Origin of the sequence: Mycobacterium sp. (genome assembly GCF_035570115.1) — a bacterium.
In the GTDB taxonomy this organism is placed as follows: Bacteria; Actinomycetota; Actinomycetes; order Mycobacteriales; family Mycobacteriaceae; genus Mycobacterium.
Genome location: NZ_DATMLH010000130.1, coordinates 1 through 23,580, shown reverse-complemented (window position 1 = coordinate 23,580; position 23,580 = coordinate 1). Strand labels below are relative to the sequence as shown.

The following is a 23,580-nucleotide window of genomic DNA, read 5'->3' as shown; positions in this document are numbered from 1 at the left end:
TGCGGACCGGGGTCGGCCGAGTCGGCCGATGTAAACGAGCCGCGCCAAATTGGCTGGTTACGTTGTTGCGGGTCTCCCGGCGCGGGCGCGTATACCCATTAGACTCTCCTGCGATGTCCGTGATTTCCCGAACGCCGCGCATGCCGGGTCGGTCTGCGCGGAGCCGCGGCGCTCGTGACTGACGACGCCGACAGCGGCACCGGAGTCGGCCTGACCGGGCGGCCACCGCGGGCGATCCCCGAACCCAAGCCGCGCACGTCGCACGGGCCGGCCAAAGTCGTCGCGATGTGCAACCAGAAAGGTGGTGTCGGCAAAACCACGTCGACGATCAATCTGGGCGCAGCACTCGCCGAATACGGCCGCCGCGTGCTGCTCGTCGACCTGGATCCGCAGGGAGCCCTGTCCGCCGGCCTGGGTGTGCCGCACTACGAGCTGACGCACACCATCCACAACTTGCTGATTGAGCCGCGGGTATCAGTCGACGACGTGCTGATGAACACCCGCGTCAAGCACATGGACCTGGTGCCCAGCAATATCGATTTGTCGGCCGCGGAGATCCAGCTGGTCAATGAGGTGGGCCGCGAGCAGACGCTGGCCCGTGCACTGCATCCGGTACTGGACCGCTACGACTACGTGCTGATCGACTGCCAGCCGTCGCTCGGACTGCTCACTGTCAACGGTCTGGCCGTCTCCGACGGGGTCATCATCCCGACCGAATGCGAGTATTTCTCGCTGCGCGGTCTGGCGCTGCTCACCGATACCGTCGAGAAGGTGCGAGATCGGCTCAACCCGAAGCTGGACATCAGCGGCATCTTGATCACCCGCTACGACCCGAGAACCGTAAACTCCCGCGAGGTCATGGCCCGTGTTCTGGAGCGCTTCGGCGACTTGGTGTTCGACACCGTCATTACCCGTACTGTCCGTTTCCCGGAGACCAGCGTCGCCGGTGAACCGATCACCACGTGGGCACCGCGATCAGGCGGCGCGGCCGCCTACCGCTCGTTGGCCCGCGAGGTGATCGACCGGTTCGGCGCGTGAACGGCGGAGTGACCTGCGAGGCATCGTCCCAGAGCGGCTTCCAGGTCAGGCTGACCAACTTTGAGGGACCGTTCGACCTCCTGCTTCAGCTGATCTTCGCCCACCGGCTCGACGTCACCGAGGTGGCGTTGCATCAGGTCACCGATGAATTCATCGCCTACACCCGCGCGATCGGTCCCGAGCTGGAGCTCGACGAGACCACCGCGTTCCTGGTCGTCGCCGCGACCCTGCTCGATCTCAAGACGGCCCGCCTGCTGCCGTCGGGGCAGGTGGATGACGATGAGGACCTGGCGTTGCTGGAGGTCCGCGACTTGCTGTTCGCCCGGCTGCTGCAGTATCGGGCGTTCAAGCATGTCGCGCAGATGTTCGCCGAGCTGGAAGCCGCTGCGCTGCGCAGCTATCCGCGCGCGGTGTCGCTGGAGGACCGGTACGAGGACCTGCTGCCGGAGGTGATGCTGGGCGTCGACGCCGAGCGATTCGCTCAGATCGCCGCGATTGCATTCACCCCGCGGCCAGTGCCGACGGTAGCCACCGAACACTTGCACGAGCTGATGGTGTCGGTGCCCGAACAGGCCGGACAGCTACTGTCGTTGCTGGAAACGCGCGGCATCGGTCAATGGGCGTCATTCTCGGAGTTGGTCGCCGACTGTCAGCTGCCGATCCAGATCGTCGGCCGGTTCCTGGCGCTGCTCGAACTCTATCGGTCACGGGCGGTAGCATTCGACCAGTCAGAACCGCTTGGTGTGCTCCAGATTTCGTGGACCGGAGAACGGCCGACCAACGAAGCCTTGCTGAGGGCGGAATCGGTGCAAGCTCAAGAACTGCGAGACCATTTATGACCGACCGCGCCGGCGACGATGCAGAGCGAAGCGATGCTGAGGAGCGGCGCACGACCCCAGCCGGCGACGATGCAGAGCGAAGCGATGCTGAGGAGCGGCGCACGACCCCAGTCGGCGACGATCCAGACGCAGCGACGGCTGAGGCGCTCGACGACGCCGGACTGGGTATCGACGTCGCGACACCGCCGGAGCTCGACGACGCCGAACTGGGCGCGGTTCTCGAAGCGTTGCTGTTGGTCGTCGACACTCCGGTGACGGTCGATTCGCTGGCCGCGGCCACCGAGCAGCCGGCTTATCGAGTCGCCGCCAAGCTGCGGTTGATGGCCGATGCGCTCACCGAACGCGACAGCGGTATCGACCTGCGGGAGGCCGGCGGCGGATGGCGGATGTACACCCGCGCGCGGTTCGCACCCTACGTCGAACGGCTGCTGCTGGACGGGTCACGCTCGAAGCTGACCCGCGCGGCGCTGGAGACGTTGGCCGTGGTGGCCTACCGCCAGCCGGTGACGCGGGCGCGGGTCAGCGCCGTCCGCGGAGTGAACGTCGACGCCGTCATGCGAACGTTGCTGGCACGTGGGCTGATCACCGAAGCCGGCACTGACGCCGACACCGGCGCGGTGACATTCGCGAGCACCGAGCTGTTCTTGGAACGGCTTGGGCTGTCGTCGCTGGCCGACTTGCCTGATATCGCGCCGCTGCTTCCCGATGTCGACATGATCGACGATCTGACCGAATCATTGGACGCTGAGCCACGTTTCGTCAAGCTCTCCGGCGGCCCGGTGTCTGGCGACCAGCCATTTTCGTTCGACGTGGACCAGGACTGATGACAGAAACCGGCGAGCCCCGTGGAATTCGCCTGCAGAAAGTCTTGTCGCAGGCCGGGATTGCGTCCCGGCGGCTCGCCGAGAAGATGATCATCGATGGCCGTGTCGAGGTGGACGGGCAGCTGGTGACCGAGCTGGGCACCAGGGTCGATCCCGACGTGTCGGTGATCCGCGTCGACGGCGCACGGGTGATCCTGGACGACACGCTGGTGTATCTGGCGCTCAACAAGCCCCGCGGTATGCAATCGACTATGGCGGACGACCGTGGTCGGCCGTGCATCGGCGACCTGGTGGAGCATCGAGTGCGCGGCAACCAGAAGCTCTTTCACGTCGGACGGCTGGACGCCGACACCGAGGGGCTGATCCTGTTGACCAATGACGGCGAGCTGGCGCATCGCCTCATGCATCCCTCCTACGAGGTGCCCAAGACGTATCTGGCGACAGTGGCCGGCGCGGTACCGCGCGGGCTTGGCAAAAAATTGCGGGCCGGAATCGCATTGGACGACGGGCCCGCTGTGGTGGACGATTTCGCAGTGGTGGACGCCATTCCCGGTAAGACCCTGGTCCGGGTCACCCTGCACGAAGGACGCAAACGCATTGTGCGCCGGCTGTTCTCGGCGGCCGGATTCCCGGTGCAGGCATTGGTCCGTACCGACATCGGCACGGTGTCGCTGGGGGACCAGCGTCCGGGCAGCATCCGGGCCCTGCGCGGCAACGAGATCGGGGACCTCTACAAAGCGGTTGGCCTGTGAAAGAAGTCGTCGTCGCCATCGACGGCCCGGCGGGCACCGGAAAGTCCTCGGTATCAAGGGGATTAGCGCACGCGTTGCGGGCCCGCTACCTGGACACCGGCGCGATGTACCGCATCGTCACGCTCGCCGTGCTGCGGGCCGGGATCGACCCGGCCGATCAGGCGGCCGTCGGAGCCGCCTCGTCGACCGTCAACTTGTCAGTGGGCTTCGACCCCGACGAAGATCGCTCATACCTTGACGGAGAGGACGTCTCGTCGCAGATCCGCGGTGACGAGGTCACTCAGGCGGTGTCAGCGGTGTCGTCGGTTCCCGCCGTACGGACCCGGCTTGTCGGACTGCAACGCACGCTGGCTGACGGCCCCGGCAGCGTGGTGGTGGAAGGCCGCGATATCGGGACCGTCGTCCTGCCCGACGCCGACGTCAAGATCTTCCTGACCGCGTCGCCGGAAACCCGGGCGCGGCGCCGCAATGATCAGAATGTCGCCGCTGGGTTGCCCGACGACTATGACGGTGTGTTGGTCGATGTGCGCCGCCGCGATCATCTGGACTCGACGCGAGCAGTATCGCCGCTGCGCGCCGCTTCGGATGCGCTGATTGTCGACACCAGCGCGATGACCGAATCCGAGGTGATCGCTCACCTGCTGCAGCTGGTGAAGCAACGAAGCGAGGCAGTTGGGTGAGTCAAGACGGCACCTGGGTCGACGAAAGCGATTGGGAATCAGCGCAATTCGCTGAGGCTCTGGAAGACGAGGCTGCGGGACCGCCGCCGGTGGTGGCGGTGGTGGGCCGGCCGAACGTCGGCAAGTCGACGCTGGTCAACCGGATCCTCGGCCGGCGCGAGGCGGTGGTGCAGGATGTGCCCGGCGTGACCCGCGACCGGGTCTCCTACGACGCCCTGTGGACCGGACGCCGGTTCACTGTGCAGGACACCGGGGGATGGGAGCCCGACGCCAAAGGTTTGCAGCAGCTCGTGGCCGAGCAGGCCGCGGTGGCGATGCGCACCGCCGACGCGGTGATCCTGGTGGTCGACGCGGTGGTAGGTGCGACCGGCGGTGACGAGGCGGCCGCACGTATCCTGCGTCGTTCTGGAAAGCCAGTCTTCCTGGCCGCCAACAAAGTTGACAGCGAGAAAAATGAATCTGACGCGGCTGCCCTGTGGTCGCTGGGGCTCGGTGAGCCGTACGCGATCAGCGCAATGCACGGTCGCGGCGTGGGCGATCTGCTCGACGCGGTCGTTGGTGCTTTGCCAGAGGTGGCGGAGTCGACGTCGACCGAGGGTGGTCCGCGGCGGGTGGCGCTGGTGGGCAAGCCGAATGTCGGAAAGAGCTCACTGCTGAACCGGTTGGCCGGCGACCAGCGCTCGGTGGTGCACGAAGTCGCGGGCACCACGGTCGACCCGGTGGATTCGCTGATCGAGATGGACGGCAAGGTCTGGCGTTTCGTCGACACCGCTGGACTGCGCCGCAAGGTCGGCCAGGCCAGCGGGCACGAGTATTACGCGTCCGTGCGCACACACGGCGCGATTGACGCCGCCGAAGTCGTGATCGTGCTGATCGACGGTTCGCAACCGCTCACCGAACAGGACCAGAGGGTGCTGTCGATGGTGATCGAGGCCGGGCGCGCGCTGGTGCTGGCGTTCAACAAGTGGGACCTGGTCGACGAGGAGCGTCGCTATCAGCTGGACAACGAGATCGACCGCGAACTCGTGCAGGTCCGGTGGGCCCAGCGGGTGAACATTTCGGCGTTGACGGGCCGGGCCGTGCAGAAGCTGGTGCCGGCCTTGGAGAGTGCACTGGCGTCGTGGGATACCCGGATCGGCACCGGTCGGCTCAACACCTGGATCAAGGAAGTGGTGGCCGCCACACCGCCGCCGGTGCGCGGCGGCCGGCAGCCGCGGATTCTATTCGCCACTCAGGCCACCGCCCGCCCGCCGACGTTCGTGCTGTTCACCACCGGCTTCCTGGAGGCGGGCTATCGACGGTTCCTGGAGCGACGGCTGCGCGAGACCTTCGGCTTCGAGGGCAGCCCGGTCCGGATCAACGTGCGGGAGCGTGAGAAGCGGAAACCCAGGTCCCGCTGAGTCCGGCGCCGCGTGCAGTGGGAAAACTCATATTTCTACCGAAATCGCGCCGGATAGGCTCGTTTCAGTGGCCTTTTCACACGCGTTGTTGATCCTGCTCGCCGGCTTGGGCGCGGGCGCGATCAATGGCGTTGTCGGGTCAGGCACCTTGGTCACGTTCCCGACACTTGTCGCGATGGGTTATCCGCCAGTGACGTCGACCATGTCCAACGCTGTGGGCCTGGTGGCGGGAAACGTCTCGAGTACCTGGGGCTACCGGCGTGAGCTGCAAGGTCAGTGGGACCGGCTGCGCTGGCAGATTCCCGCGTCGGTTTTCGGCGCCGTCGCTGGTGCGTGGCTGCTGCTGCATTTGCCGGAGAAAACGTTTACCGCGATAGTGCCGGTGCTGCTGATCGCGGCCCTGATCATGGTGGTCATCGGTCCGTGGATCCAAAGGTGGGCGCAGGACCGGGCTGATAAGGCGGGCCGCTCTCCCGGAGACATATCAGCGGGCCGGATGGCTGTCTTGGTATCGGGCACCTTCGCGGTCGGGGTCTACGGTGGCTATTTCACCGCGGCGCAGGGCATTCTGCTGGTCGGCGTGATGGGCGCGCTGCTACCCGAATCCATGCAGCGGATGAATGCGGCGAAGAACCTGCTGACACTGCTGGTGAATGTTGTTGCGGCGCTTGCCTATACATTTGTGGCATTCCACCGGATAAGTTGGCCGGTGGCAGGCCTTATCGCGGCTGGCTCGCTGGTCGGCGGCTGGTTGGGTACGCGCTACGGCCGTCGACTGTCGCCGAATGCGCTACGCGCCGCGATTGTCGTCGTCGGTCTCATCGGGCTCTACCGGCTGCTGAGCGTCTAGCGGTCAGCCTTGTTGGACGATGTTCCCATCGCCGGACTTGTCGATGCTCGGCGAACCGGTGTGGTAGGTGATCTGGTTGTTGAAGCCGGAGACTTCGATGGTGTCGACGGCGTCCACGGTGACTTTGTTCTGGACGCCGGACAGCTCGAGGCCCTTGCAGTGGCCGGTGATCACGACTGTGTTGGAAATGCCGCTGACGCTGACAATGCTGTCGTTGCAGGCGATGGTGTGGCTTTCCTTGATGCCCGCGACGCTGAGGTTGCCACCCGCCGGCGCAGTGGCCACTGGACTGGGCGACGTCGAAGGTCCAGGGGCGGGTGGTTGAGCCTCGCTGGGAGAGGGGGCCGCGGCAGCACTGCTGGAGATGCTGGGCATCGGCGAGAGAGTCACCAAGCCGCCGCGCGAATGTCGGTCCGCGTTGTACGAGATGAGCGAGACCACGCCAATTACCACGAACGGCGCTAGGAGCCACCAGAACCGCGTGCGCGAAGGCGATCTCGTCGAGCTCCCTGGGAACGGGCCGCCGTAACTACCCGGTAGCGGTGGCCGCAATGCCGGCGGGCCGGGGGGGTACGGGTAGCCGTTGGGCGTCGGGGCACTTCCCAGTTCGGACGCACGCGCCGTCTCGGACAGTGGGCGCTCGAGTTCGCGGATTCGCGCTTCCGGGTCGTCCTCCCGCTTCATCCACAGATGCTCCCACACGGGGATCTCGCTTCGGTAGTTTCGGCATCGTGCCCGAGTTGACGAACCGCCAGATCGTGCTGCGCCGCCGCCCTACCGGCCTGGTCTTGCCCGGTGACACCGAGCTGGTCAACGCGCCCGCGCCCGAGCCTGCCGAGGGTGAGGCGCTGGTCCGCACCACGTTTGTGGGCCTTGACGCCGCGGTGCGGACCTGGCTAAACGATCAGCCGGGTTACCTGCCGCCGGTGCAGCTGGGCGAGGTGATCAGGGCGGCCGGGATCGGCGAGGTGGTGTCCTCGCGCTGTGACGCCTACGCCATCGGCGACGTCATCACCACCCTGACCGGCTTCCAGGAGTACGTGATCGTTCGCGACGACGTGTTCAGCACGCCCATTCCCGGCGAGAGCGATCAACTGGCCATCATGTCCGTGTACGGACCGACCGGCGCGACGGCCTATATCGGGATGACCGACTTCGGTCGGCCCCAGGCCGGGGACACGGTGGTGGTTTCGGCCGCCGCGGGCGCCACCGGATCGGTGGCCGGGCAGATCGCCAAGATCGCCGGCGCCCGGGTGGTGGGCATCGCGGGCGGGCCTGAGAAGTGCCGGGCGGTGGTCGAGGACTTCGGTTTCGACGCCTGCATCGACTACAAAAACGACGACCTGGAGGCCGCGCTCAAAGAGCACTGCCCCAAACGAGTCAACGTCTACTTCGACAACGTCGGCGGGCCGATCCTCAACGCAGTCCTGGGCCGGCTGGCGATGAACGCACGCGTCGTACTGTGCGGCGTCATCTCCAGCTATCTGACCGGCGAGCACCCCGGGCCGGCCAATTACGTGAATCTGCTGTCGAAAACCGCGACCATGCAGGGATTCAATGCACTCGATCAATGGGGCCGCTTCGAGGAAGCCTTCGCTTCGCTGCGTCAGTGGGAGCACGAGGGACGAATCAAGGCCCGCCAGACCATCTTTGAGGGCATCGAGTCCTGCGTTGACGCCCTCAACGGGCTGTTCACCGGGGCCAACATCGGCAAGATGCTAGTCAAGCTCAGCGAACCCACACCGGCCTGAGGGGTCGCTGCGCGTCTTGGGTTGGGGTGGGCGTCGCCGTCTCCTGTAGGCTTTCCACCTGCTGCCGGTGATTGCGTCGGCGGCACCGGGCTGTGGCGCAGTTTGGTAGCGCACTTGACTGGGGGTCAAGTGGTCGCAGGTTCAAATCCTGTCAGCCCGACCATGTCAGCCCGACCAGACTTGACGGAGGTCAGAGCCATTTCGGCGGACCTCACTATCACCCAAGTCGGTACCGGCCGGGGGGTGTGTACAGCAACCGGTACGGCAAGCCGGTACGGCAAGCCGCGCAGCGAATGGCGGTGTCATAACCCGAGCCTGCCAGCGCGGCCGTCAACTGCGGATCTGGCGGTGTCGTCGCTGGTGTGGCCGTACACGTCGCCGGTGATCGCGATGGAGCTGTGCCCGAGCAGATCGGCGGCCGCCTTGATATGCACGCCGGCCTCAAGCCAGCCCACAGCCGCCGAGTGTCGCAGGGTGTGGGCGCCGACACCCTTGACGCCGGCCGCTTCGGCTGCGACCTCCACGACGCGCAGCAGGTTCCGCGGGTCGACCGGGGCGCCGAACTCGGGGGTGTGCAAACCTCGACCATCGATCATCGGGACGAGCCTGCGGCTCAGTAGTTGTTGCAGGTAGCGAAGGTCTGTTGGAGAACTCCAATGTACGGCTGGCTATCGGGATCGCTCACCATCTCGTGGGCCATTTGCTTCCGTTGACTGGGCGACCCGGCGAGGAACTGACGCAAACCGGACTGCGCCTCCGGCGAGGAGTTGAAAACCGCGGCAATTGTCGGGTCTTGCGCGTTCAATGCTGCCAGGGCCTGTGTGTAAGTGCAGGTTGTGTTGACGGCCGGACCCAGATCGGGATCTGCGGACGCGACCCCGGCCCCGGCAGTCAACGACAAACTCAGACCACCGACCGCCACAGCAAGTCTGGTCAACGACAGTTTGGTCATGCGTGGACTCCTTCCCTGACCGCGCCTACTCTAATGCAAATGTCCAGGTCAAGTAGGGGGTATACAAATCTCAGCAAACGACCATCCGGACGAGTCTGCGGCTTGGGCGAGTTTTCGCCAACTGGATCTTGGGCTTCACATGTGAAGCCGTACGTCGGATTTCGAGCACTCGAATCCGTAACAACACAAGCGATCTCGCGATCTCGCGAGCTCAAACATCAAACATCAAACATCAAACATCACGGGATAAATGATGACACCTAAAACACGGGCGGGCTCGTCATATACACGCGGCTGCCGTTAAAACGCCTGCAAAACAGATGCTCTTGATCACTGAAGATTTAGTGCAGTTGCGAGACGAAGGCCAGCGCCGAGAAGGGCATTGAGGCGATCAAGACACACGCACCCGGTGCGACGGTGGTCGACCAAACCGGCTAGCCCGGTTGACTTTCGGCCAGCTCGCTGCGTTCGTCGAGCAGTGGGTCAACCTGACGACTCGACAGCTCGCCACCAAGCTCGCGGATTGACCAGCGTACTGCGCCCAAGAAGCGCAGTTCGGAGTCGATGGTGTCAAGATCGCGCATGGCGCCGAAGCCTAATAATGGCGCCGGTGTGCGCAAGTCACTGCGAACAGTCGCGGGTGTCCGTTGAATGGCGCGGTCCCGTTTCGTCGCTCTACGGAGACCCCGCGGGCCTAGAACGACGCTGGATCGGGCAGTACGGCGCCGGGCGAGTACGGCACCGCAGGAGTCTGCCTCGGCAACGCTGTGTGCGGGTGGCCGGGAGACAGGGGGCGTGTACTGGAACCGCTGCCAGGAAACAAGGAATTCAACAGAGGACCGAGCTTGTCGAAGATCGTCCCGACAGGGGCGGGAATGGGCACGGGATCGTCGACAAGGAAAGGTTGCTGCGGAGCAGCCCCAGCGATCCCGGTGCCAAACCCAATTGCGCCAATTGCGGCCAGCGCGAGCGCCATACCCAGCGTCGCTCGGGTCAGTGGTCCGCGAGCATTCAAATTCGTAAACATGTTCTGGGACAAGGGGATAACTCCTCAAACTCCGCTCAAGCACCGAGTGCTTCAGACACTCAAGTCACTCCGGTAACAATGCTGGTCAAGAAGCACAATTGAAACACGACACGATCACAGATCGAACTCTATAGATTTGCTTACTAACCTTGGAGTTTGCTTACTCTATGGCGTTATCGAGCCAGCGGGGACTTTGCTTGATCTGCCATTATGCCGTCCACCCGGTGCCCTGGACACGGTGCACGGGCTCCCGTCGGGCGGGTGCACCGACTTAAGTAACTGAGCGAGAGTTCCCATCGGACAGGGTCTATCGCCGCGACGACCGCGGGATCGTCGGGTTCCCGTCCCTCGGGCCGCAGGGCTTGGCGTTCTTCGTCATCCACACCAGTGTTGGACGTGAGGCCCTGTCGTGCGGTTCCCGGCTTGGTTATCTCCATCGGGGGTTGGGGCCGGAACACCGATCAGGTGGGTAAGACGGGTTCAAGGCGCTAAACAGTCACCTGTTCATACCGCTGCACGGGACCGCTCTGCCATTCAGTATCTTCTCAGTGTTGCAGTTCGATGACCCGCTGCCGCTCGAGCCGCCGCCGGTTCCGGACTACATCACCCACCTGTGGCTGGCGCCGGACTCCTCGAGGCGGGTGCTTATCTGGACCCAGTCGGATGGCTGGCGTAACTTCTTCCCCTATGACCGATTTCGGCCCGCCACCCAAACGGATGACGGGGATTATCGGGTTGCGGGTACAGCTAGGACAGCCTGCCTGTCAACCGCACGTACCGCGGGCAGTAGATCAGTGGCCGTACAGCAACCGGTACCGCAACCCGGCCTATTTCGGGGGGTATGCGGGCGTTCACCTGTGTTCACGAAACGGTTTGACCTGCGGTAACTGGTCACCCACACACACGTGCGAACAGGCTTCGTTTGACTGAGGGTCAAGTGGTCGCAGGTTCAAAGCCTGTCAGCCCGACTGAGAAACCGCAGGTCAACGCGGCTTGTAAGCATCGGAACTGCTACCCAATGCGGTTTGTAGCGCAACAGGTAGCGCGACGGATCACCGAGCCCGAGGGGTGAACCCAATGACCAATGACGCGGGGGCGCGTGCGGCGCTGGTCCTGCTGATCGCTGATCTACAGGGCGCAATCGACAGCGCCACCGCATCCGGTGGCGATGTGTTTCTCTACCCGTCAACCGGTCCAGGGCACAATCTGGGCTCCCTGGCGCAGGCCCGCGCGCTACTTGCCGCGCTGGTGGACTACCACGCCGAACTCCGCCGCCACGACCAACAATGACTGATCCGCTCAACGCGCTGCGGCGCTCAAGTGGAAAAAGTAGCAGCGGCCTGAAGCCCGAGCGCGCTGCTCCATCCGTCCACAGCGCCGCGCGCCGCCGCGTCGGTAGTGTGGCCGTAAATGTCGCCCGTGATGCTAATGGAGCTGTGCCCCAGCAGGTCAGCCACGGCCTTGATGTGCACGCCGCTTTCCAGCCAGCCACGGCGACCGAGTGCCGCAGCGTATGCACGGCGACACCCCCGACGCCGGCCGTCTCGGCGGCTACCTCAACGACGCGCAGCAGGTTCCGCGTCACTTCCCCGCTGAAAAAAAGGGCTGACACCGAGCAGCCCATCACCCTGTACCCGGGGTTGTGGACTGGGCGGCCGGTTCGGGCCGGCGTGGACGACGGACGCCAACACGGCCGGCACATTCGCCCGACTAGCTGGACCACCCGCAGTCGTCTACGTGCATCGCGCCGAACCGGACGAGTTGCTGCTGTACGCCCACGTCGGCCCCGAGGGTGCATGACCGGCTACATGGCCGGGATGACGGTGTAGATCAGCCTCAGAAGTTCACGAACTCGCGGAGTGCGCTAGTGATGCGGCCTACTTCTGCGCGTTGGTCGATCGGAATGGGACCGGCTGGAATGTTAACTGCGCCATCACTGAAGATGACTTTGATGGGTTCGGCCGGATCAAACACAGTCGGGTTGCTTTCGACCGCGTAGAAGGCCCCGTATCGAAGCCCGATGACGTCAGCAAGCGGCCTGACCCATACGGACCAGCTTGACGGGGTGAGCTCCTTCTGGCGCTCCTCACGTTCGTCATATTCAGCCTTCTTGTACTTGATTAGGACATGGCCGACAGAGCGTTCGGTGACAACCCAGCAGCTCCACGCCGTTGTCGATCCCGTGGTGTTCATCGACGACCATGCCGCTGCCCTAAGCGATTTGTCGATGATGGAATTCACAGCGACGACGACCGCCTTCGGCGCCGATGTGCCCTGGAAAGACGCAAGTGCTTGGATCTCGCGCCACCGCGTTTCGTCAAGTTCCATGACTGGAAGCCTGCCAGATCCTCCGGCAGAACTGACGTACTTATCGTGCATGGATCAGGCCGCCCCCGAGAGAGACAGGGCGGCCCGAGTAACTATTCAGACGTGGACTAGGTCGAAGTGGTTCCCGTACGCCTAGTTACGGCCCGGCAGCAGTCGGGTTGCGAGGACAGCTAGGTCAGCGTGCCAGTTATACCGGGATAACGAGGGCAGTAGACCTCGATCACAGCGTCGATATAGGCGATCTCGTCGGCTCTGGTCATCGAAGCATTGTTCGCCATGCCCTTCTCGACGGCCTGCTCAGCATCGTGCCCAGCGGCGAGAAATGCACAGGTGTCATGGGCGCCGAAAACGGCTCTAGGCACGTCGGTAACCCCTATCCCGGCGCGCGCGAGGTCGGCGAGAAACTGTTCGTCCAGCGCCGGCGTGGAAGGCCGCGACGGCTCCAAGGTTTGAACGGTCGGATCAGCGGCGGCCGGTGCAGCCGCCCACACGGCCCACACTGCCGCCAGGAGGACCACGGGCCTATTCATCGTGCATCTCGCGGAAGAGTGCGCGCAGGTGCTCACCGCACACCGGATACACGGTGTCGTCGCCGACGTGTATCGCGTACAACGCAGGCGTCGGGCACCTGCGCCGCAGCCCTTCACATCGCGTGCCAGGATATGCGTCGGTGATCAGGGACGCGGCTGGCTGGTTCACGGCCGCCTACCGTCGCTGTCGCGGGCAATCAGCGCGAGAACCGGTGCGGTACCGGCGTTCTCGCGCTGGTCGACGACTTCGAAAACAGCTACCAGCCCCAGGACTTCCGGCGTGGTCAGCTCGGCCAGCTTGACGCGAGCCATCAGATCGAGCAGCCTTTCGACGGCCGGCAGGGCGGACCGCGGCCAGCACGTCGTGCTCACGCGCTTGTTTCCGAATCGCAGCTATCTCGCGGAGATCCGCGACGGCGGCCTCGATAAAGTCCGCTAAGCAGTGGTGGAGCTGCGCAAGCAGCGCCTTCCCGTCTGCCTTACTAATTCGGCTCATGCGTCGGCCCGTTCCGTCTGGCGCACCCCGGCGGCAGTTCCCTGCCGTCGGGGCCACCCCGCGACCCCGGCGGCAGTTCGCGCTGCCGTCGGGGCCACCCCGCGGAATTGCGGGGGAGTCTTGGGTGGACACGTAGTCGCGAGCATTCGGGTTCGGGTACGCAGCCGATACCCAGCAGGCCGTACGGAAACCAACAGAGTCACCCGGCCTTTCGTGCGATTTGTGACCTTCTAACGCTTGCGGTCACGTGGACACGGGCCCGACCGTGACATTCGGCATCGGCATCGGCGCGCGGTCGCCGGCGGCGGTCTGGCGGTGGCGCGGACGCTGACGAAGAAAGGCGGCGCCTCAACGGCGAGTTGTCAGTGCGGCTTCGATGGTGACGAAGCGTAGCGATCAAGAAGCGCGCAAGTCACCACGAGGACAGTCCAGATGGACCCTTTGCAAGGGCGTTGGCGGCGGTGGCGCCACCGGCATGCGACTACCTGCTCAGGGGTTATCTACCCAGATCCGGCCCGTGGCGAGCTGTTCTTCCGCACGCGACAGTGCCCTTCGCTAGCCGGATCAAATCATCTCCAAACCGATGGACGCACTTGGCGGATTGCGTTCAGGAACTGCGAAGCCGAGTCAAGGTGACCGGCTCTCAGCGGAGGCGGTGCCGGTGCCACCACCACGACCAGATCGTCGTGGTGGTGGCCTGCAGCCAAATCGCGCCATGACATAACACGCCGGCACATGCAGGAGCGTTTACCGCGCGAAACTAGCCGACCGACTCCCGGAACCCGATCCCCTCCTCTCCCGCCTTCGCCGCCACATCCATCCCCACCACCGGATGCACCTGCGTCGTCAGGTACGGCGCAAACCTCGCGCCGATCCCGATCACCAGCGCCGGGTCGTCCGCCTCCAGCACGGCGAACCCGCCCTCGCCGTTGAGCGTGGCCACGAACTCCGTGATCGTCACGCCCGCTGGCGGCGACCACTTCTGATATATCTGCAACGCCCGCTTCGCGCCCTTCTCGTTCTCCGCGGCCGAACCACCCGACCGATTCGTCCACGCAAGCACGTACTTCATGACAACCTCCTCCAAACAGCAGGGACAAAGACCCCGAGATGCTCCTCGAAGACAGGTTCCACTACGAGCCGATCTGTGTGGTCGCGCAAGAGTGCGGTCCGCTGAGCGGACCGGGGTGCGCCGATTAGAACAGCCTTGACTTGACCTTTGACAGGTCGTAGGTGCAAGCAAAACGGCTTTAGAATCCAGACCGGGCCCCACCTATGCGAATTTGTAGCCTTTGCGGTGCCCTGGACACGGTGCACGGACTCCTGTCGGGCGGGTGCGGGTGACTCAAATACCGAGCGAGAGTTCCCACCGGACAAGGTCTATCGCCGCAATGACCGCGGGATCGTCGTGTCGAGGCCTTCGGCTTGCAATGAAGCCGCCGCCGCGACGGCAAGTTCCAACACCGACGTAGAAGGTTTACAGCAAGCGTTAACCAGGCTGTCGGCTGAAGTGACACACCAATCGCTTACACATAGCCAGGCTTGTCCCGTCTATCGGGGAGAGCGCCTGATAGAGGACCTCTGATCTGTGCTTTCGGCGCTAGCGTGATGCGCGGCGCCCGGTGGCGGCCACCGCCCTTTGCCAACCTGACGCGATGTTCCAGACATCTCCGAAACGCGCGATCGCGGCGGCCTCGCAGCGTCCACAGTCGCATTCTGGTGGGTGAGTGAGTAGGTCATCGACCACACGCCTAATCAGCGCCATGGTCACCGGCTCACCTGTCACCTGGGCGGCGTTGAACACGTCAACGGCCACCAGATCGTCGGCGTCGGCCATGCGCATGATGGTCAGTGTGCCAGCGCGGTTACGGCAAGCGGTGCCCTAACACCTGGCAACACGCTGTCAACTATCTTGCTGCTTCAGCAATGCGCGCTCGATGGCTACTTGCCCTTGTAGGGCTCGCAGGCGAACCCATCGCCGTCGCGGTCCAGCTTGGATTGGTACGCCGGGTCACTTGGGGCCGTGTCCTCCGCTCTGTTAGCGAAGCCAGGGTTCGCGCCAGCCCGGGTGGCCGGCGAGCAGTTTGTCGGCGCCGGGCGGGCCCCAGGTGTCGGGCTGGTAGGACTCGATCGGTGATGGCGTGTCCAGTAGGGGCTGGACGATCCGCCAGGTCTCGGCCACGGTGTCTTGCCGGGTGAATTGGCTGGAGTCGCCCTTCATCGCGTCGGAGAGCAGTCGCTCGTAGGGTTCGGGTGCTTCGCCGAGTTCGTCGGCAAAGATCAGCGACAGGTCGACGGTGCGGGTGCGGTTGGCGCCGGGCGCTTTTGCCTGAATTACCAGGTCGGTCCCTGGTTTGGGGTCGATGCGCAAAATGAGCTCGTTGGCGTCGGGTGTGTGCGCGGTGATAGGCAGTCGGGGTGGCCGCTTGAAGATGACCCGGATCTCGGTGGCGCGCACCGGCAGTGCTTTGCCGGCCCGGATGAAAAACGGCACCCCGGCCCAGCGCCAGTTGTCGATCTCCAGTCGTAGCGCCGCGAACGTCTCGGTCTGCGAGCCGGGTTGCACGCCTTTGATTGTTTGGTAGCCGTCGTATTGGCCGCGCACATAGTGGGCGGGCTCGACGGAGGGGATGGCCCGGAACACCTCGACGCGTTTGTCACGTAGTCCGTCGGCGTCGGCCACGCTGGGCGGTTCGGCGGCGAACAGCCCGATGAGCTGCAGCAGATGGTTTTGCACAACGTCGCGCAGCGCCCCGACCGCGTCGTAAAAGCTACCGCGGTCCTCGACCCCGAAGTTTTCTGCCATGGTGATCTGCACACTGGCGATCCGGTCGCGATTCCACAGTGGCTCAAAGATTGTGTTCGCGAACCGCAGGAACATGATGTCCATGGCGGGTTCTTTGCCCAGGAAGTGGTCGATGCGGAAGATCTGCCACTCGGCCAGATGCTTTCGCAGCTCGTCATTCAGGGCGCGGGCCGAGTCCAGGTCGTGGCCAAAGGGCTTTTCGACCACTACCCGGGCACCGGAGGTCAGGTTGGCTCCGGCCAGCCCGTCGACCACCAGGCCAAACAGCGACGGCGGGATCTCCAGGTAGAACACCGGGGTGTGCCGGCCCTGGATCGCTTCGCCAAGGCGCTCATAGGTTTTCGCGTCGTCATAGTTGCCCGACACCATCGACAGCCGCTTGGCGAAGCGGGTAAAGACAGCTTCCTCGAGGGTCTCGCCGCTGTCTTGGATGGCCGCGCGCGCATGAGCCTGTAGGTCCTCGTCTGACCAGGCGCGGCGGCCAACACCGACGATCGGGCAGTCCAGCAGCCGGCGACGTTCCAGCCGGTACAGCGACCGGAACGTCATCTTTTTCGCCAGATCTCCGGTGATGCCGAAGATCACCAGCACATCAGCCGGGGCGGCGGTTGAGGTGGTCATGTCGCTAATAGTAGGAACTCCCACAGTCAATGACGGTGTCGCCAGGTATCCGCCGGATAAAGAATGTGATCAATGGCGTCCGATCAGCGACCGGCTAGAGCTGGCTTGACAGGGTTCTCGTCATAAAATAACTGCTTTCCTGACAGCGGCAGGGTGCACACCTGAGGGCGGCACAACGGCTACTGCTGGCGGATCAGCCCGTCGATCATCATGTCGGCGATCTGCTCGGCGACGCTGTCGACGTCGAGCGACTTGCCCTCCAGCCGCGCCGCCGTGGCATGGAACCAGGCGGCACCGAATGCCGTGCGCACCGCGATGTCCAGGTCGAAGTCGCGGTGCAGCCACGACTGCAGGTTCGCCGCAACCACGTCCCTGACCGTGGCGAGCGTCGGCGCGATCCGGTCCGCGTAGTAGGTCTGTGCCGCCTGCGCCTCACCGAACAGGGCCACGCCGAGCAGCGGCCCGAAGTCCTCCATGACACGCAGCAGATCACGCAGGAAGGCGGCAGTGCGTTCCTTCATGGCGGTACCGGACGTGTCGAACCGTGCCGGCGGCCGACCCGATGCCGCCACGAGTGCGGCGACGGCCTCTTCGAGCGGTCCAGCAACCGCGGCCTCGTAGAGCTCTTCCTTGGATTTGAAGTGGCGGTACAGCGTTGCCTCGTTGATGCCCGCCTGAGCCGCGATGTCCCGCGTGCGCGCGCCGGCCAACCCATGCGCCATGAACACCGTGCGCGCCGATTCGGTGATCTGCTGACGCCGCTGTTCGGAGGTGAGCCTGGTCGTGGCGGCCTTGGCGGGAGTCTGTGCCACGGAGGTCAGCCTACGGCGGCGCGTGGTCGCCCGGCGTCCTCGCCGACGCTCCGCTGGACGACGGCATAGGCCGCCAGATCGAACTTCTTGAGCTCCCGACGCAGACCGGCCATGCTGCCCGGCCAGTTGAGCGAAGCTCGCCGATGGTTGTCATCGAGATAATAGCTGGAGCATCCGCCCCGGATGAATGTGGAGTTGCTCAGCAGCGCATCGCATTTCGCGACGAACGCGTCCTGCTCGCTTTGCCGGACGTCGAGGCTGCTGAGTCCGCGGGAGCGCATCTCCCGCAACGCACCGATGAGGTAATCGACCTGGGCCTCGGCCATGACGAAGCCCGACAGTGTCCCAACATTCGGCCCGAACATGATGAACGCGTTGGGGAATCCGGCGACGGAGGTGCCCATGAATGCGGTGGGGCTGCCGTTCCAGACCTCTTCCAGGCAACGACGCCCGCGGCCGACGATCCGGGAATTGATCGGATGATGCTGCAGGGTGTGGAATCCCGTCCCGAAGATCACTACGTCGGCGGCGATCTCGCGGCCCGCGGCGGTGACGACCGAGTGTTCCCGCACCGCCGCCGCGGGTTCGGTGACGAGCTCGACGTTAGGTTGTGCGAATGCCTGGTAGTAGTTGTTCGACAACCCGAGGCGCTTGCATGTCGGGGTGTAGCCGGGTGTCAGCGCCTTGCGCAGATCCTTGTCCTTGATCGATCGGCCGATGTGCCAACGACCGATCGGGCCCATAGCCCGCGCGATCTTCGGGTGGTGGGTGGCGAGCATCAAGAAGACGTCCATCGGCGCCCACAAGGCCCAGCGCATGAGAGTGGCGAGGTATGGCAGGCGGCGCAGGAGCGCCTTCTCGGCGCGGCTGATGTTCCAGTCCACCTTCGGCATCACCCACGACGGTGTCCGCTGCAGCACGGTCATATGCCCGACCTCGGGCTGGATCGCCGGCACGAACTGGACCGCCGAGGCGCCGGTGCCGAGCACGACGACGCGCTTGTTCCGTAGATCGAGATCCTCTGGCCAGGCGGACGAATGGAACATCTGACCCGAGAAGGACTCCCGTCCGGGAAGGTCAGGGATGATCGCCTCATGCAGCGGCCCTGCAGCGCTGACGAAGTAGCGCGCGCGGTAGACACCGCGGTCGGTCGTCACGATCCAGCGCTGTAGTTCCTCGTCCCAGGTCGCATTGAGCAGCTCGGTCTGCAACGCCATCTTGGGCTCGAGTCGGTATCTGCGCGCGACGTCAATCAGATAGCCCTTCACCTCGTGCGCCGGCGAGAACAGTCTGGTCCAGTCCGGGTTGGGCGCGTACGAGAACGAGTACACGTGCGAGGGGATGTCGACGGCGCAACCCGGGTAGGTGTTGTGGTGCCAGGTGCCGCCGATATCGCTCGCGCGCTCGATGATGACGAAGTCGTCGAACCCCGCCCGCATACACCCGACTGCCGCGGCGATTCCGCACACGCCTGCCCCCAGGATCAGGATCTCCACGTCTTGGGCTGTTCCTGGATTCGACATGGGCGGCTCCTCCTCGGGGCGGGTGTGCCTCACGGTAACGCAGTAAGTACTTACTGCGCAAGGAGTGTGGCCGTCGAGTTCATCGGACCCACCATCTGCAACGCGGCCGCCGACGCGGGAGGGCCGAAGCCCAGGATCATCGCAGTGGTGGCCGCGCTGGTGTCCGACGAACGCATGCCGTCGCCGCTCGGCAGTTGAGCTTCTACGAGACCATCCGTCCCAACGCGTACCCCAACCGGGCTGACGTTTGTGGGCGTCCGCCGGTGTTCAGCTCGGCCCGACCGGGTAGGAGATGTGTGTGATGAACACGCAAGAGTTGGCTCGGGAGCTTGGCCACCCCGACGCCCAGAAGCTGCTCTCCGGCTCCATGGCCCGGCTCGCCTACAAAGGACACGATGGCTTCCCACGGGTCATCCCTGTCGGGTTCTACTGGACCGGCGAACGCATCGTTGTCTCCACGGCACCGACCTCCCCGAAGGCCCGCGCGCTTTCGTTCCGCCCGGAAGTCGCATTGACGATCGACACCGGCTCCACGCCAGAAGAGGCCAAGGCCCTCTTGGTGCGTGGCCTCGCCACACTCGAAACCGTAGACGGCGTCACCGATGAGTACCTCGCGGCGGCGAGAAGGACGATGGACGAATCCCAACTAGCCGAATTCGAACGCAACGTGCGATCGGTCTACAAGCAGATGGTGCGTATCTCGATCGAGCCGAAGTGGGCGCGGTTCTATGACTTTGGCGCTGGCCGGTTACCCGATTTCCTCGCGAACCTCGTCAACGATGGTTAGCGCGCGGTAGACGGTCGGGTTGGCGGTCGCCTCACCCACAAACCCGTTTGCCTGTGCTGGCTGGTTTGCCCCGGTCGTACTGTCCGCGCGCGACCGAGCTGGTGAGTGCGCGGGGGAGATGCCCGGGTGGCAGCGCCTGATGGTGCAGCGCAGACCTGGCAGCGATCAGCGATCAGCGACCGGCAACTGGCCCGTGTGCTCCCCGATCAGATGGACGATGTGGGCGGCTCCAGTACGTGTAGGTCTTGCCGTCCCGACCGGTGATCGTGACGGTGTGGTCTCCGCGCACCCCTCGTCGGTGTCGTCCTTGAGGATCATCCATGCCTGGGTGCTGGCGTTGGTGGTCCATCGCGTTGTCCTCCGCTAGCTGCGCCGCGAGCAACGCGCTTGAGCGGTCGTTGAACAACCGGACAGGGTTACGAGTGGCGATCCCCACCCGAGTCGTCAGAGACCAGCACGTCGCCCGGTAGCGGTCGTCGTAGATGGTCAGCGTGGGGTCGCCGTCGTATGCGCCCACGTTGAACAGGCGGACGATGTAGGTGCGGTCGCCGCTATATGCGCAGTACTGCTCGTCGTCTTTGACCCAGCGAAGTATCAACGAGGTTGGGTGGTTCCTGTCGGTGGTGGTCTGGCCGGTGGTTTAGCCGAAAGCTTAGGACTGCCGAGCAGCGCTGTCTCGCTGTTGTCAGACACTGCCCGCGCCATTGCAGCGACGTGGCCATTTGGCACTTCACTTGCCTCTGTCTCGGAGTCGCCAGGACGCCCCAGGCTGGGGCGCGTAAAGGACTGCGTCGCACCAGCAGCGTCAGGCGATCGAACGCATGGCCTGACAAGAGATCTGGCTCCGGGCGCCACCGGCCGAACGGTGAGCCCATACCTGACGCCTTCACCTCGACGGTGTGGCCCGGTTGGCGGGCGGGTGCGGGGGTTCCGGCGCCCCGACGGCAGCCTCCCGTCTGCCGGCAGGTCAGCGGAATTCGCTGGCCAGCAGGATCTGTGCGCGGTCGTTCTTGATGCCCGCGTCGAGCGCGTCCAGCAGTGGCTTCCTCGCCTTGAGCTTGGTGTGCCGGTGCGCCACCAGGTTCAGCTCGAGCATCTCCTTGGCGACCTCTTTGCTCGTGTCGGCCAGCGCGTCGACACTGACCACCCGGTCCAAGAAGCCGGCGGCGACGGCGGCGCTGGGCCCGAACATCTCCGCGTTCAGGACCGCCCTGGTGAACGCCGACGGGGTGAGTCGGGCGCGGGCCAACTCGATGCCGACTTGGTGCATGGTCATCCCGATGGCGGTCTCGTTGAGCCCGATCTTGAAGTCGCCGTCGACCCCGAGCCTGTAGTCGGTCGACAGCAGGATGAACGCGCCGTTCGCGATCGCGTGACCCGAACATGCGGCGATGACCGGGTGCGGGTGGGAGAGCAACCGACGCGAGAAGCTGGACCCAGCGGTCACCAGATCCGCGGCGGCCTCCGGTCCCGACCTCATCACCCGCAGGTCGTAACCCGCGGAGAACACACCGGGTTGGCCGGTGAGGATGACCACGGCACCCAGGGCCGCGGCCTGGTCGAGCGCGGCGTTCAGCGCGGCGAACGTCTCGATCGAGAGTTCGTTGACCTTGCCGCTGTTCAGGGTCAACCGCGCGATTCCGTCCGAGATTTCTACGTCGACTGGTGTGTTCATGACGCCTCCGCGATGGGTTGGTCGTGGTCGGCTGCCTTATAGCAGCCCTTGTAGCCGGCCACGGATGATCTCCTCCGCCCCGGCCATGATCCGGTCCAGCAGCTCCTGCACGGTCGGAATGTCGTCGATCAGGCTGGCCACCAGACCACATGACCAGGCACCGGCGTCCATTTCGCCGTCGCGCATCACCTTCGGGTAGACGCCGGCCACCTCGGTGATGATGTCCTCGAACACCAGCTTGTCGCCGAGGGTTCGCTCCTTCTCCAACAGCCGCTCGACCCCATCGTTGGTCAACACCCGCTCGGTATTGCGCAGCGAGCGCATGATCAGCCTCGTGTCGTACTCCGTGGCAGCCAGGATCGCCTGCTTCACGTTGTCGTGGACAGGCGCCTCCTGGGTGGCGATGAACCGCGTCCCCATATTGATCCCCTCGGCGCCCATCGCCAGCGCCGCCACCAGCGCGCGGGCATCACCCATCCCGCCCGAGGCGATGTACGGGATCTTCAACGCGTTGCCGGCCAGCGGCAGCAGGATCATGTTGGGGATGTCGTCCTCGCCGGGGTGCCCGGCGCACTCGAAACCGTCGACGCTGACTGCGTCGCAGCCGATCTCCTGCGCCTTGAGCGCGTGCCGGACCGAGGTGCATTTGTGGATGACCGCGATATCTGCGTCCTTGAGGGTCTGCAGATGCTGCTTGGGGTTGTTACCGGCGGTCTCGACGATCTTGACGCCGCCGTTGATGATCGCCTCGATGAACCCCGGGTAGTCCGGCGGCGTGACCGACGGCAGGAATGTGAGGTTGACCCCGAATGGCTTGTCGGTCATGTCCCGACAGCGGGCGATCTCCTTGGCCAGGTTCTCGCCCGAGCGCTGGGTCAGTCCGGTGATGATGCCGAGTCCGCCCGCGTTCGAGACGGCGGCGGCCATCTCGGCGAAGCCGACCCAGTGCATGCCGCCCTGCATCACCGGCCGCTCGATGCCGAACAGTCGGGTCATCGCTGTTTCCATGTCGGGTCTGTCTTTCTAGTCAGTTCCAGCGCACGACCATGCGGCCATGGCTTGGTCGAGCGTTTGGATAAAGTCGTTGCCGGGTGTTGTTGTGCTGGTGCTTAATTCGGCATATGGAGCGCCGGAGAAGTGCACAGCGATGTTCGCCGCGTGACTTTCCGCTCTTGCTGGTGTTACCGGTCAGTCGTTTGCGGCTGAGGCGTCTTCTTCGCTCGGGTCGGGAAAGAATCGACCGTGCACAAAGGCGAACTGCGTAGGGGTGGTTTGCGCGACGGAAATTATTCGGTCCCCGGGGATACCGGTTACCCGGGTGACGGCGTCGGCGATTTCACCGACAAGACGTGTGGTTTCGGACGCCGGGTGGCCCGACCGAAACAAGCTGCTGACCAAAAGCGGGCTCGCGGGCACACCGCCGGTGTAAACGCTGTCGGCGGGTAGCTCGTTGAATACGACGTTGATGTACTTGATGGGTACGTGATTGATCGCGGAATGGATTCGAATGATCTCGTTGGCCAGCTCGGACTTTTGCTCGGCACTCAGCGTCGATTCCGCGGTCGTGCAGTTATAGATGACCATGCTCGATCCTTCTATTGGGGCTCATCGCAAAGCGCTTCTGCTGTAACGCGCTTGGTGAAGTCAGCCTTTGTCGGCCGGGTGCGTGGGTCAACCGGTTCAGCGGTGAAATCCCCAGAAGGGGTGAGAAAACCAACCACGTTTGCGTGGCGCGGCCCTGAGCATGCGCTGATCCCTGGCTGAGCGCGGCGGTGCCTCCCGCCACGGGAACAAGACGAGGCCATGCGTCTTGCCAGAATCCATGCGGGACAGGCTCATTCACGATCCCGTTCCGGACGGTGTCGTGGCCGGCCTCGAGCCGCACCTTG

General features: G+C 64.5%; 27 protein-coding genes, 1 tRNA gene and 2 pseudogenes. 13 read left to right on the top strand and 17 right to left on the bottom strand.

Annotation, left to right across the window (positions count from 1 at the left end; genetic code table 11):
- Positions 1 to 174 precede the first annotated feature (174 nt).
- The 7 genes from VNW74_RS12220 (at position 175) to VNW74_RS12190 (ending at position 6,383) form a co-directional block, all read left to right on the top strand.
- Positions 175 to 1,038 carry a ParA family protein gene (locus VNW74_RS12220; protein ID WP_325677109.1) on the top strand — a complete coding sequence of 288 codons (864 nt, stop codon included), beginning with the start codon at positions 175 to 177 and terminating at the stop codon, positions 1,036 to 1,038.
- The gene (locus tag VNW74_RS12215; RefSeq protein WP_325677107.1) at positions 1,035 to 1,877 is read left to right on the top strand and encodes a segregation/condensation protein A; all 843 of its coding nucleotides are present in this window, start codon (positions 1,035 to 1,037) and stop codon (positions 1,875 to 1,877) included. The genes VNW74_RS12220 and VNW74_RS12215 overlap by 4 nt, the downstream gene beginning before the upstream one ends.
- Entirely contained in the window at positions 1,874 to 2,701 is an 828-nt protein-coding gene (gene scpB, locus VNW74_RS12210) for an SMC-Scp complex subunit ScpB (protein WP_325677105.1), read from the top strand. Before VNW74_RS12215 ends, scpB begins: the two co-directional genes overlap by 4 nt.
- Positions 2,701 to 3,453 (top strand): pseudouridine synthase, encoded by a 753-nt coding sequence (locus tag VNW74_RS12205; RefSeq protein ID WP_325677102.1) that lies wholly within the window; start codon positions 2,701 to 2,703, stop codon positions 3,451 to 3,453. The genes scpB and VNW74_RS12205 overlap by 1 nt, the downstream gene beginning before the upstream one ends.
- Entirely contained in the window at positions 3,450 to 4,133 is a 684-nt protein-coding gene (gene cmk, locus VNW74_RS12200) for a (d)CMP kinase (protein WP_325677100.1), read from the top strand. Before VNW74_RS12205 ends, cmk begins: the two co-directional genes overlap by 4 nt.
- On the top strand, positions 4,130 to 5,533 hold the full coding sequence (der, locus tag VNW74_RS12195; protein ID WP_325677099.1) for a ribosome biogenesis GTPase Der: 1,404 nt from the start codon (positions 4,130 to 4,132) through the stop codon (positions 5,531 to 5,533). Before cmk ends, der begins: the two co-directional genes overlap by 4 nt.
- 67 nt (positions 5,534 to 5,600) lie before the next feature.
- A complete protein-coding gene (locus tag VNW74_RS12190) occupies positions 5,601 to 6,383 on the top strand; it encodes a sulfite exporter TauE/SafE family protein (RefSeq protein ID WP_325677097.1) in 783 nt (260 codons plus the stop codon).
- Between the two features lie 3 nt (positions 6,384 to 6,386).
- Here VNW74_RS12190 and VNW74_RS12185 read toward each other — a convergent pair whose 3' ends face one another.
- Positions 6,387 to 7,067, bottom strand: coding sequence for a DUF3060 domain-containing protein (locus VNW74_RS12185; protein WP_325677095.1), 681 nt, complete (start codon positions 7,065 to 7,067; stop codon positions 6,387 to 6,389).
- A gap of 47 nt (positions 7,068 to 7,114) precedes the next feature.
- On the opposite strand from VNW74_RS12185, the gene VNW74_RS12180 reads away from it, so the two are divergent.
- Complete coding sequence (locus tag VNW74_RS12180; protein WP_325677092.1) at positions 7,115 to 8,134, top strand: NADP-dependent oxidoreductase; 1,020 nt, start codon at positions 7,115 to 7,117, stop codon at positions 8,132 to 8,134.
- A gap of 86 nt (positions 8,135 to 8,220) precedes the next feature.
- Positions 8,221 to 8,297, top strand: a tRNA-Pro gene (locus VNW74_RS12175).
- Positions 8,298 to 8,436: 139 nt separating this feature from the next.
- On the opposite strand, the gene VNW74_RS12170 is transcribed toward VNW74_RS12175, so the two are convergent.
- On the bottom strand, positions 8,437 to 8,730 hold the full coding sequence (locus tag VNW74_RS12170) for a tyrosine-type recombinase/integrase (protein WP_325677090.1): 294 nt from the start codon (positions 8,728 to 8,730) through the stop codon (positions 8,437 to 8,439).
- Between the two features lie 17 nt (positions 8,731 to 8,747).
- Positions 8,748 to 9,086, bottom strand: a complete 339-nt coding sequence (locus VNW74_RS12165) for a hemophore-related protein (RefSeq protein ID WP_325677088.1) — start codon at positions 9,084 to 9,086, stop codon at positions 8,748 to 8,750.
- 363 nt (positions 9,087 to 9,449) lie between these two features.
- Between VNW74_RS12165 and VNW74_RS31885 the strand changes: the two are divergent.
- A pseudogene (locus tag VNW74_RS31885) lies at positions 9,450 to 9,524 on the top strand (DUF1508 domain-containing protein); the annotation flags it as partial.
- Here VNW74_RS31885 and VNW74_RS12160 read toward each other — a convergent pair.
- On the bottom strand, positions 9,521 to 9,670 hold the full coding sequence (locus tag VNW74_RS12160) for a hypothetical protein (protein WP_325677086.1): 150 nt from the start codon (positions 9,668 to 9,670) through the stop codon (positions 9,521 to 9,523). The pseudogene VNW74_RS31885 and the gene VNW74_RS12160 sit on opposite strands and share 4 nt — an antisense overlap.
- 1,520 nt (positions 9,671 to 11,190) lie before the next feature.
- Here VNW74_RS12160 and VNW74_RS12155 point away from each other — a divergent pair.
- Complete coding sequence (locus VNW74_RS12155) at positions 11,191 to 11,403, top strand: hypothetical protein (protein WP_325677084.1); 213 nt, start codon at positions 11,191 to 11,193, stop codon at positions 11,401 to 11,403.
- 546 nt (positions 11,404 to 11,949) lie between these two features.
- Here the strand turns inward: VNW74_RS12155 and VNW74_RS12150 are convergent.
- The 9 genes and pseudogenes from VNW74_RS12150 to VNW74_RS12110 form a co-directional block, all read right to left on the bottom strand.
- Positions 11,950 to 12,492 carry a hypothetical protein gene (locus tag VNW74_RS12150; RefSeq protein WP_325677082.1) on the bottom strand — a complete coding sequence of 181 codons (543 nt, stop codon included), beginning with the start codon at positions 12,490 to 12,492 and terminating at the stop codon, positions 11,950 to 11,952.
- A 119-nt stretch (positions 12,493 to 12,611) separates the two neighbouring features.
- Positions 12,612 to 12,971, bottom strand: a complete 360-nt coding sequence (locus VNW74_RS12145; protein ID WP_325677080.1) for a DUF732 domain-containing protein — start codon at positions 12,969 to 12,971, stop codon at positions 12,612 to 12,614.
- A gap of 165 nt (positions 12,972 to 13,136) precedes the next feature.
- Entirely contained in the window at positions 13,137 to 13,343 is a 207-nt protein-coding gene (locus VNW74_RS12140) for a hypothetical protein (RefSeq protein WP_325677078.1), read from the bottom strand.
- A gap of 884 nt (positions 13,344 to 14,227) precedes the next feature.
- Positions 14,228 to 14,539 carry a DUF3303 domain-containing protein gene (locus VNW74_RS12135; RefSeq protein WP_325677076.1) on the bottom strand — a complete coding sequence of 104 codons (312 nt, stop codon included), beginning with the start codon at positions 14,537 to 14,539 and terminating at the stop codon, positions 14,228 to 14,230.
- Between the two features lie 528 nt (positions 14,540 to 15,067).
- The gene (locus VNW74_RS12130; protein ID WP_325677074.1) at positions 15,068 to 15,310 is read right to left on the bottom strand and encodes a hypothetical protein; all 243 of its coding nucleotides are present in this window, start codon (positions 15,308 to 15,310) and stop codon (positions 15,068 to 15,070) included.
- 98 nt (positions 15,311 to 15,408) lie between these two features.
- Positions 15,409 to 15,507, bottom strand: a pseudogene (locus tag VNW74_RS12125) (excalibur calcium-binding domain-containing protein); the annotation flags it as partial.
- On the bottom strand, positions 15,506 to 16,894 hold the full coding sequence (gene zwf, locus VNW74_RS12120; RefSeq protein ID WP_325677072.1) for a glucose-6-phosphate dehydrogenase: 1,389 nt from the start codon (positions 16,892 to 16,894) through the stop codon (positions 15,506 to 15,508). The gene zwf and the pseudogene VNW74_RS12125, both read right to left, overlap by 2 nt.
- 179 nt (positions 16,895 to 17,073) lie before the next feature.
- Complete coding sequence (locus VNW74_RS12115; RefSeq protein ID WP_325677070.1) at positions 17,074 to 17,706, bottom strand: helix-turn-helix domain-containing protein; 633 nt, start codon at positions 17,704 to 17,706, stop codon at positions 17,074 to 17,076.
- A 5-nt stretch (positions 17,707 to 17,711) separates the two neighbouring features.
- Positions 17,712 to 19,229, bottom strand: coding sequence for an NAD(P)/FAD-dependent oxidoreductase (locus tag VNW74_RS12110; protein ID WP_325677068.1), 1,518 nt, complete (start codon positions 19,227 to 19,229; stop codon positions 17,712 to 17,714).
- A gap of 66 nt (positions 19,230 to 19,295) precedes the next feature.
- Here VNW74_RS12110 and VNW74_RS12105 point away from each other — a divergent pair, with 66 nt between their 5' ends.
- Entirely contained in the window at positions 19,296 to 19,427 is a 132-nt protein-coding gene (locus tag VNW74_RS12105) for a hypothetical protein (protein WP_325677066.1), read from the top strand.
- Positions 19,428 to 19,530: 103 nt separating this feature from the next.
- Positions 19,531 to 20,016, top strand: a complete 486-nt coding sequence (locus VNW74_RS12100) for a pyridoxamine 5'-phosphate oxidase family protein (protein ID WP_325677130.1) — start codon at positions 19,531 to 19,533, stop codon at positions 20,014 to 20,016.
- Positions 20,017 to 20,188: 172 nt separating this feature from the next.
- On the opposite strand, the gene VNW74_RS12095 is transcribed toward VNW74_RS12100, so the two are convergent.
- The 4 genes from VNW74_RS12095 to VNW74_RS12080 form a co-directional block, all read right to left on the bottom strand.
- On the bottom strand, positions 20,189 to 20,614 hold the full coding sequence (locus VNW74_RS12095; protein ID WP_325677064.1) for a hypothetical protein: 426 nt from the start codon (positions 20,612 to 20,614) through the stop codon (positions 20,189 to 20,191).
- A gap of 369 nt (positions 20,615 to 20,983) precedes the next feature.
- Positions 20,984 to 21,691 carry a crotonase/enoyl-CoA hydratase family protein gene (locus VNW74_RS12090; RefSeq protein ID WP_325677062.1) on the bottom strand — a complete coding sequence of 236 codons (708 nt, stop codon included), beginning with the start codon at positions 21,689 to 21,691 and terminating at the stop codon, positions 20,984 to 20,986.
- Positions 21,692 to 21,727: 36 nt separating this feature from the next.
- Positions 21,728 to 22,687 (bottom strand): nitronate monooxygenase family protein, encoded by a 960-nt coding sequence (locus VNW74_RS12085; protein WP_325677060.1) that lies wholly within the window; start codon positions 22,685 to 22,687, stop codon positions 21,728 to 21,730.
- Positions 22,688 to 22,879: 192 nt separating this feature from the next.
- Positions 22,880 to 23,275: a tautomerase family protein gene (locus VNW74_RS12080; protein ID WP_325677058.1), complete on the bottom strand. Its 396-nt coding sequence runs from the start codon at positions 23,273 to 23,275 to the stop codon at positions 22,880 to 22,882.
- Positions 23,276 to 23,580 lie beyond the last annotated feature (305 nt).

Bases quoted from the DNA above. Each gene is read 5' to 3' on its own strand.
- VNW74_RS12150 (WP_325677082.1), bottom strand. From the start codon at position 12,492: ATGCACGATAAGTACGTCAGTTCTGCCGGAGGATCTGGCAGGCTTCCA.
- VNW74_RS12155 (WP_325677084.1), top strand. From the start codon at position 11,191: ATGACCAATGACGCGGGGGCGCGTGCGGCGCTGGTCCTGCTGATCGCT.
- VNW74_RS12170 (WP_325677090.1), bottom strand. From the start codon at position 8,730: ATGATCGATGGTCGAGGTTTGCACACCCCCGAGTTCGGCGCCCCGGTC.
- VNW74_RS12090 (WP_325677062.1), bottom strand. From the start codon at position 21,691: ATGAACACACCAGTCGACGTAGAAATCTCGGACGGAATCGCGCGGTTG.
- VNW74_RS12145 (WP_325677080.1), bottom strand. From the start codon at position 12,971: ATGAATAGGCCCGTGGTCCTCCTGGCGGCAGTGTGGGCCGTGTGGGCG.
- zwf (WP_325677072.1), bottom strand. From the start codon at position 16,894: ATGACCACCTCAACCGCCGCCCCGGCTGATGTGCTGGTGATCTTCGGC.
- VNW74_RS12080 (WP_325677058.1), bottom strand. From the start codon at position 23,275: ATGGTCATCTATAACTGCACGACCGCGGAATCGACGCTGAGTGCCGAG.
- VNW74_RS12185 (WP_325677095.1), bottom strand. From the start codon at position 7,067: ATGAAGCGGGAGGACGACCCGGAAGCGCGAATCCGCGAACTCGAGCGC.
- scpB (WP_325677105.1), top strand. From the start codon at position 1,874: ATGACCGACCGCGCCGGCGACGATGCAGAGCGAAGCGATGCTGAGGAG.
- VNW74_RS12160 (WP_325677086.1), bottom strand. From the start codon at position 9,670: ATGCGCGATCTTGACACCATCGACTCCGAACTGCGCTTCTTGGGCGCA.
- VNW74_RS12130 (WP_325677074.1), bottom strand. From the start codon at position 15,310: ATGCGCATGGCCGACGCCGACGATCTGGTGGCCGTTGACGTGTTCAAC.
- VNW74_RS12135 (WP_325677076.1), bottom strand. From the start codon at position 14,539: ATGAAGTACGTGCTTGCGTGGACGAATCGGTCGGGTGGTTCGGCCGCG.
- VNW74_RS12085 (WP_325677060.1), bottom strand. From the start codon at position 22,687: ATGACCCGACTGTTCGGCATCGAGCGGCCGGTGATGCAGGGCGGCATG.
- VNW74_RS12110 (WP_325677068.1), bottom strand. From the start codon at position 19,229: ATGTCGAATCCAGGAACAGCCCAAGACGTGGAGATCCTGATCCTGGGG.
- VNW74_RS12100 (WP_325677130.1), top strand. From the start codon at position 19,531: ATGAACACGCAAGAGTTGGCTCGGGAGCTTGGCCACCCCGACGCCCAG.
- VNW74_RS12165 (WP_325677088.1), bottom strand. From the start codon at position 9,086: ATGACCAAACTGTCGTTGACCAGACTTGCTGTGGCGGTCGGTGGTCTG.
- VNW74_RS12205 (WP_325677102.1), top strand. From the start codon at position 2,701: ATGACAGAAACCGGCGAGCCCCGTGGAATTCGCCTGCAGAAAGTCTTG.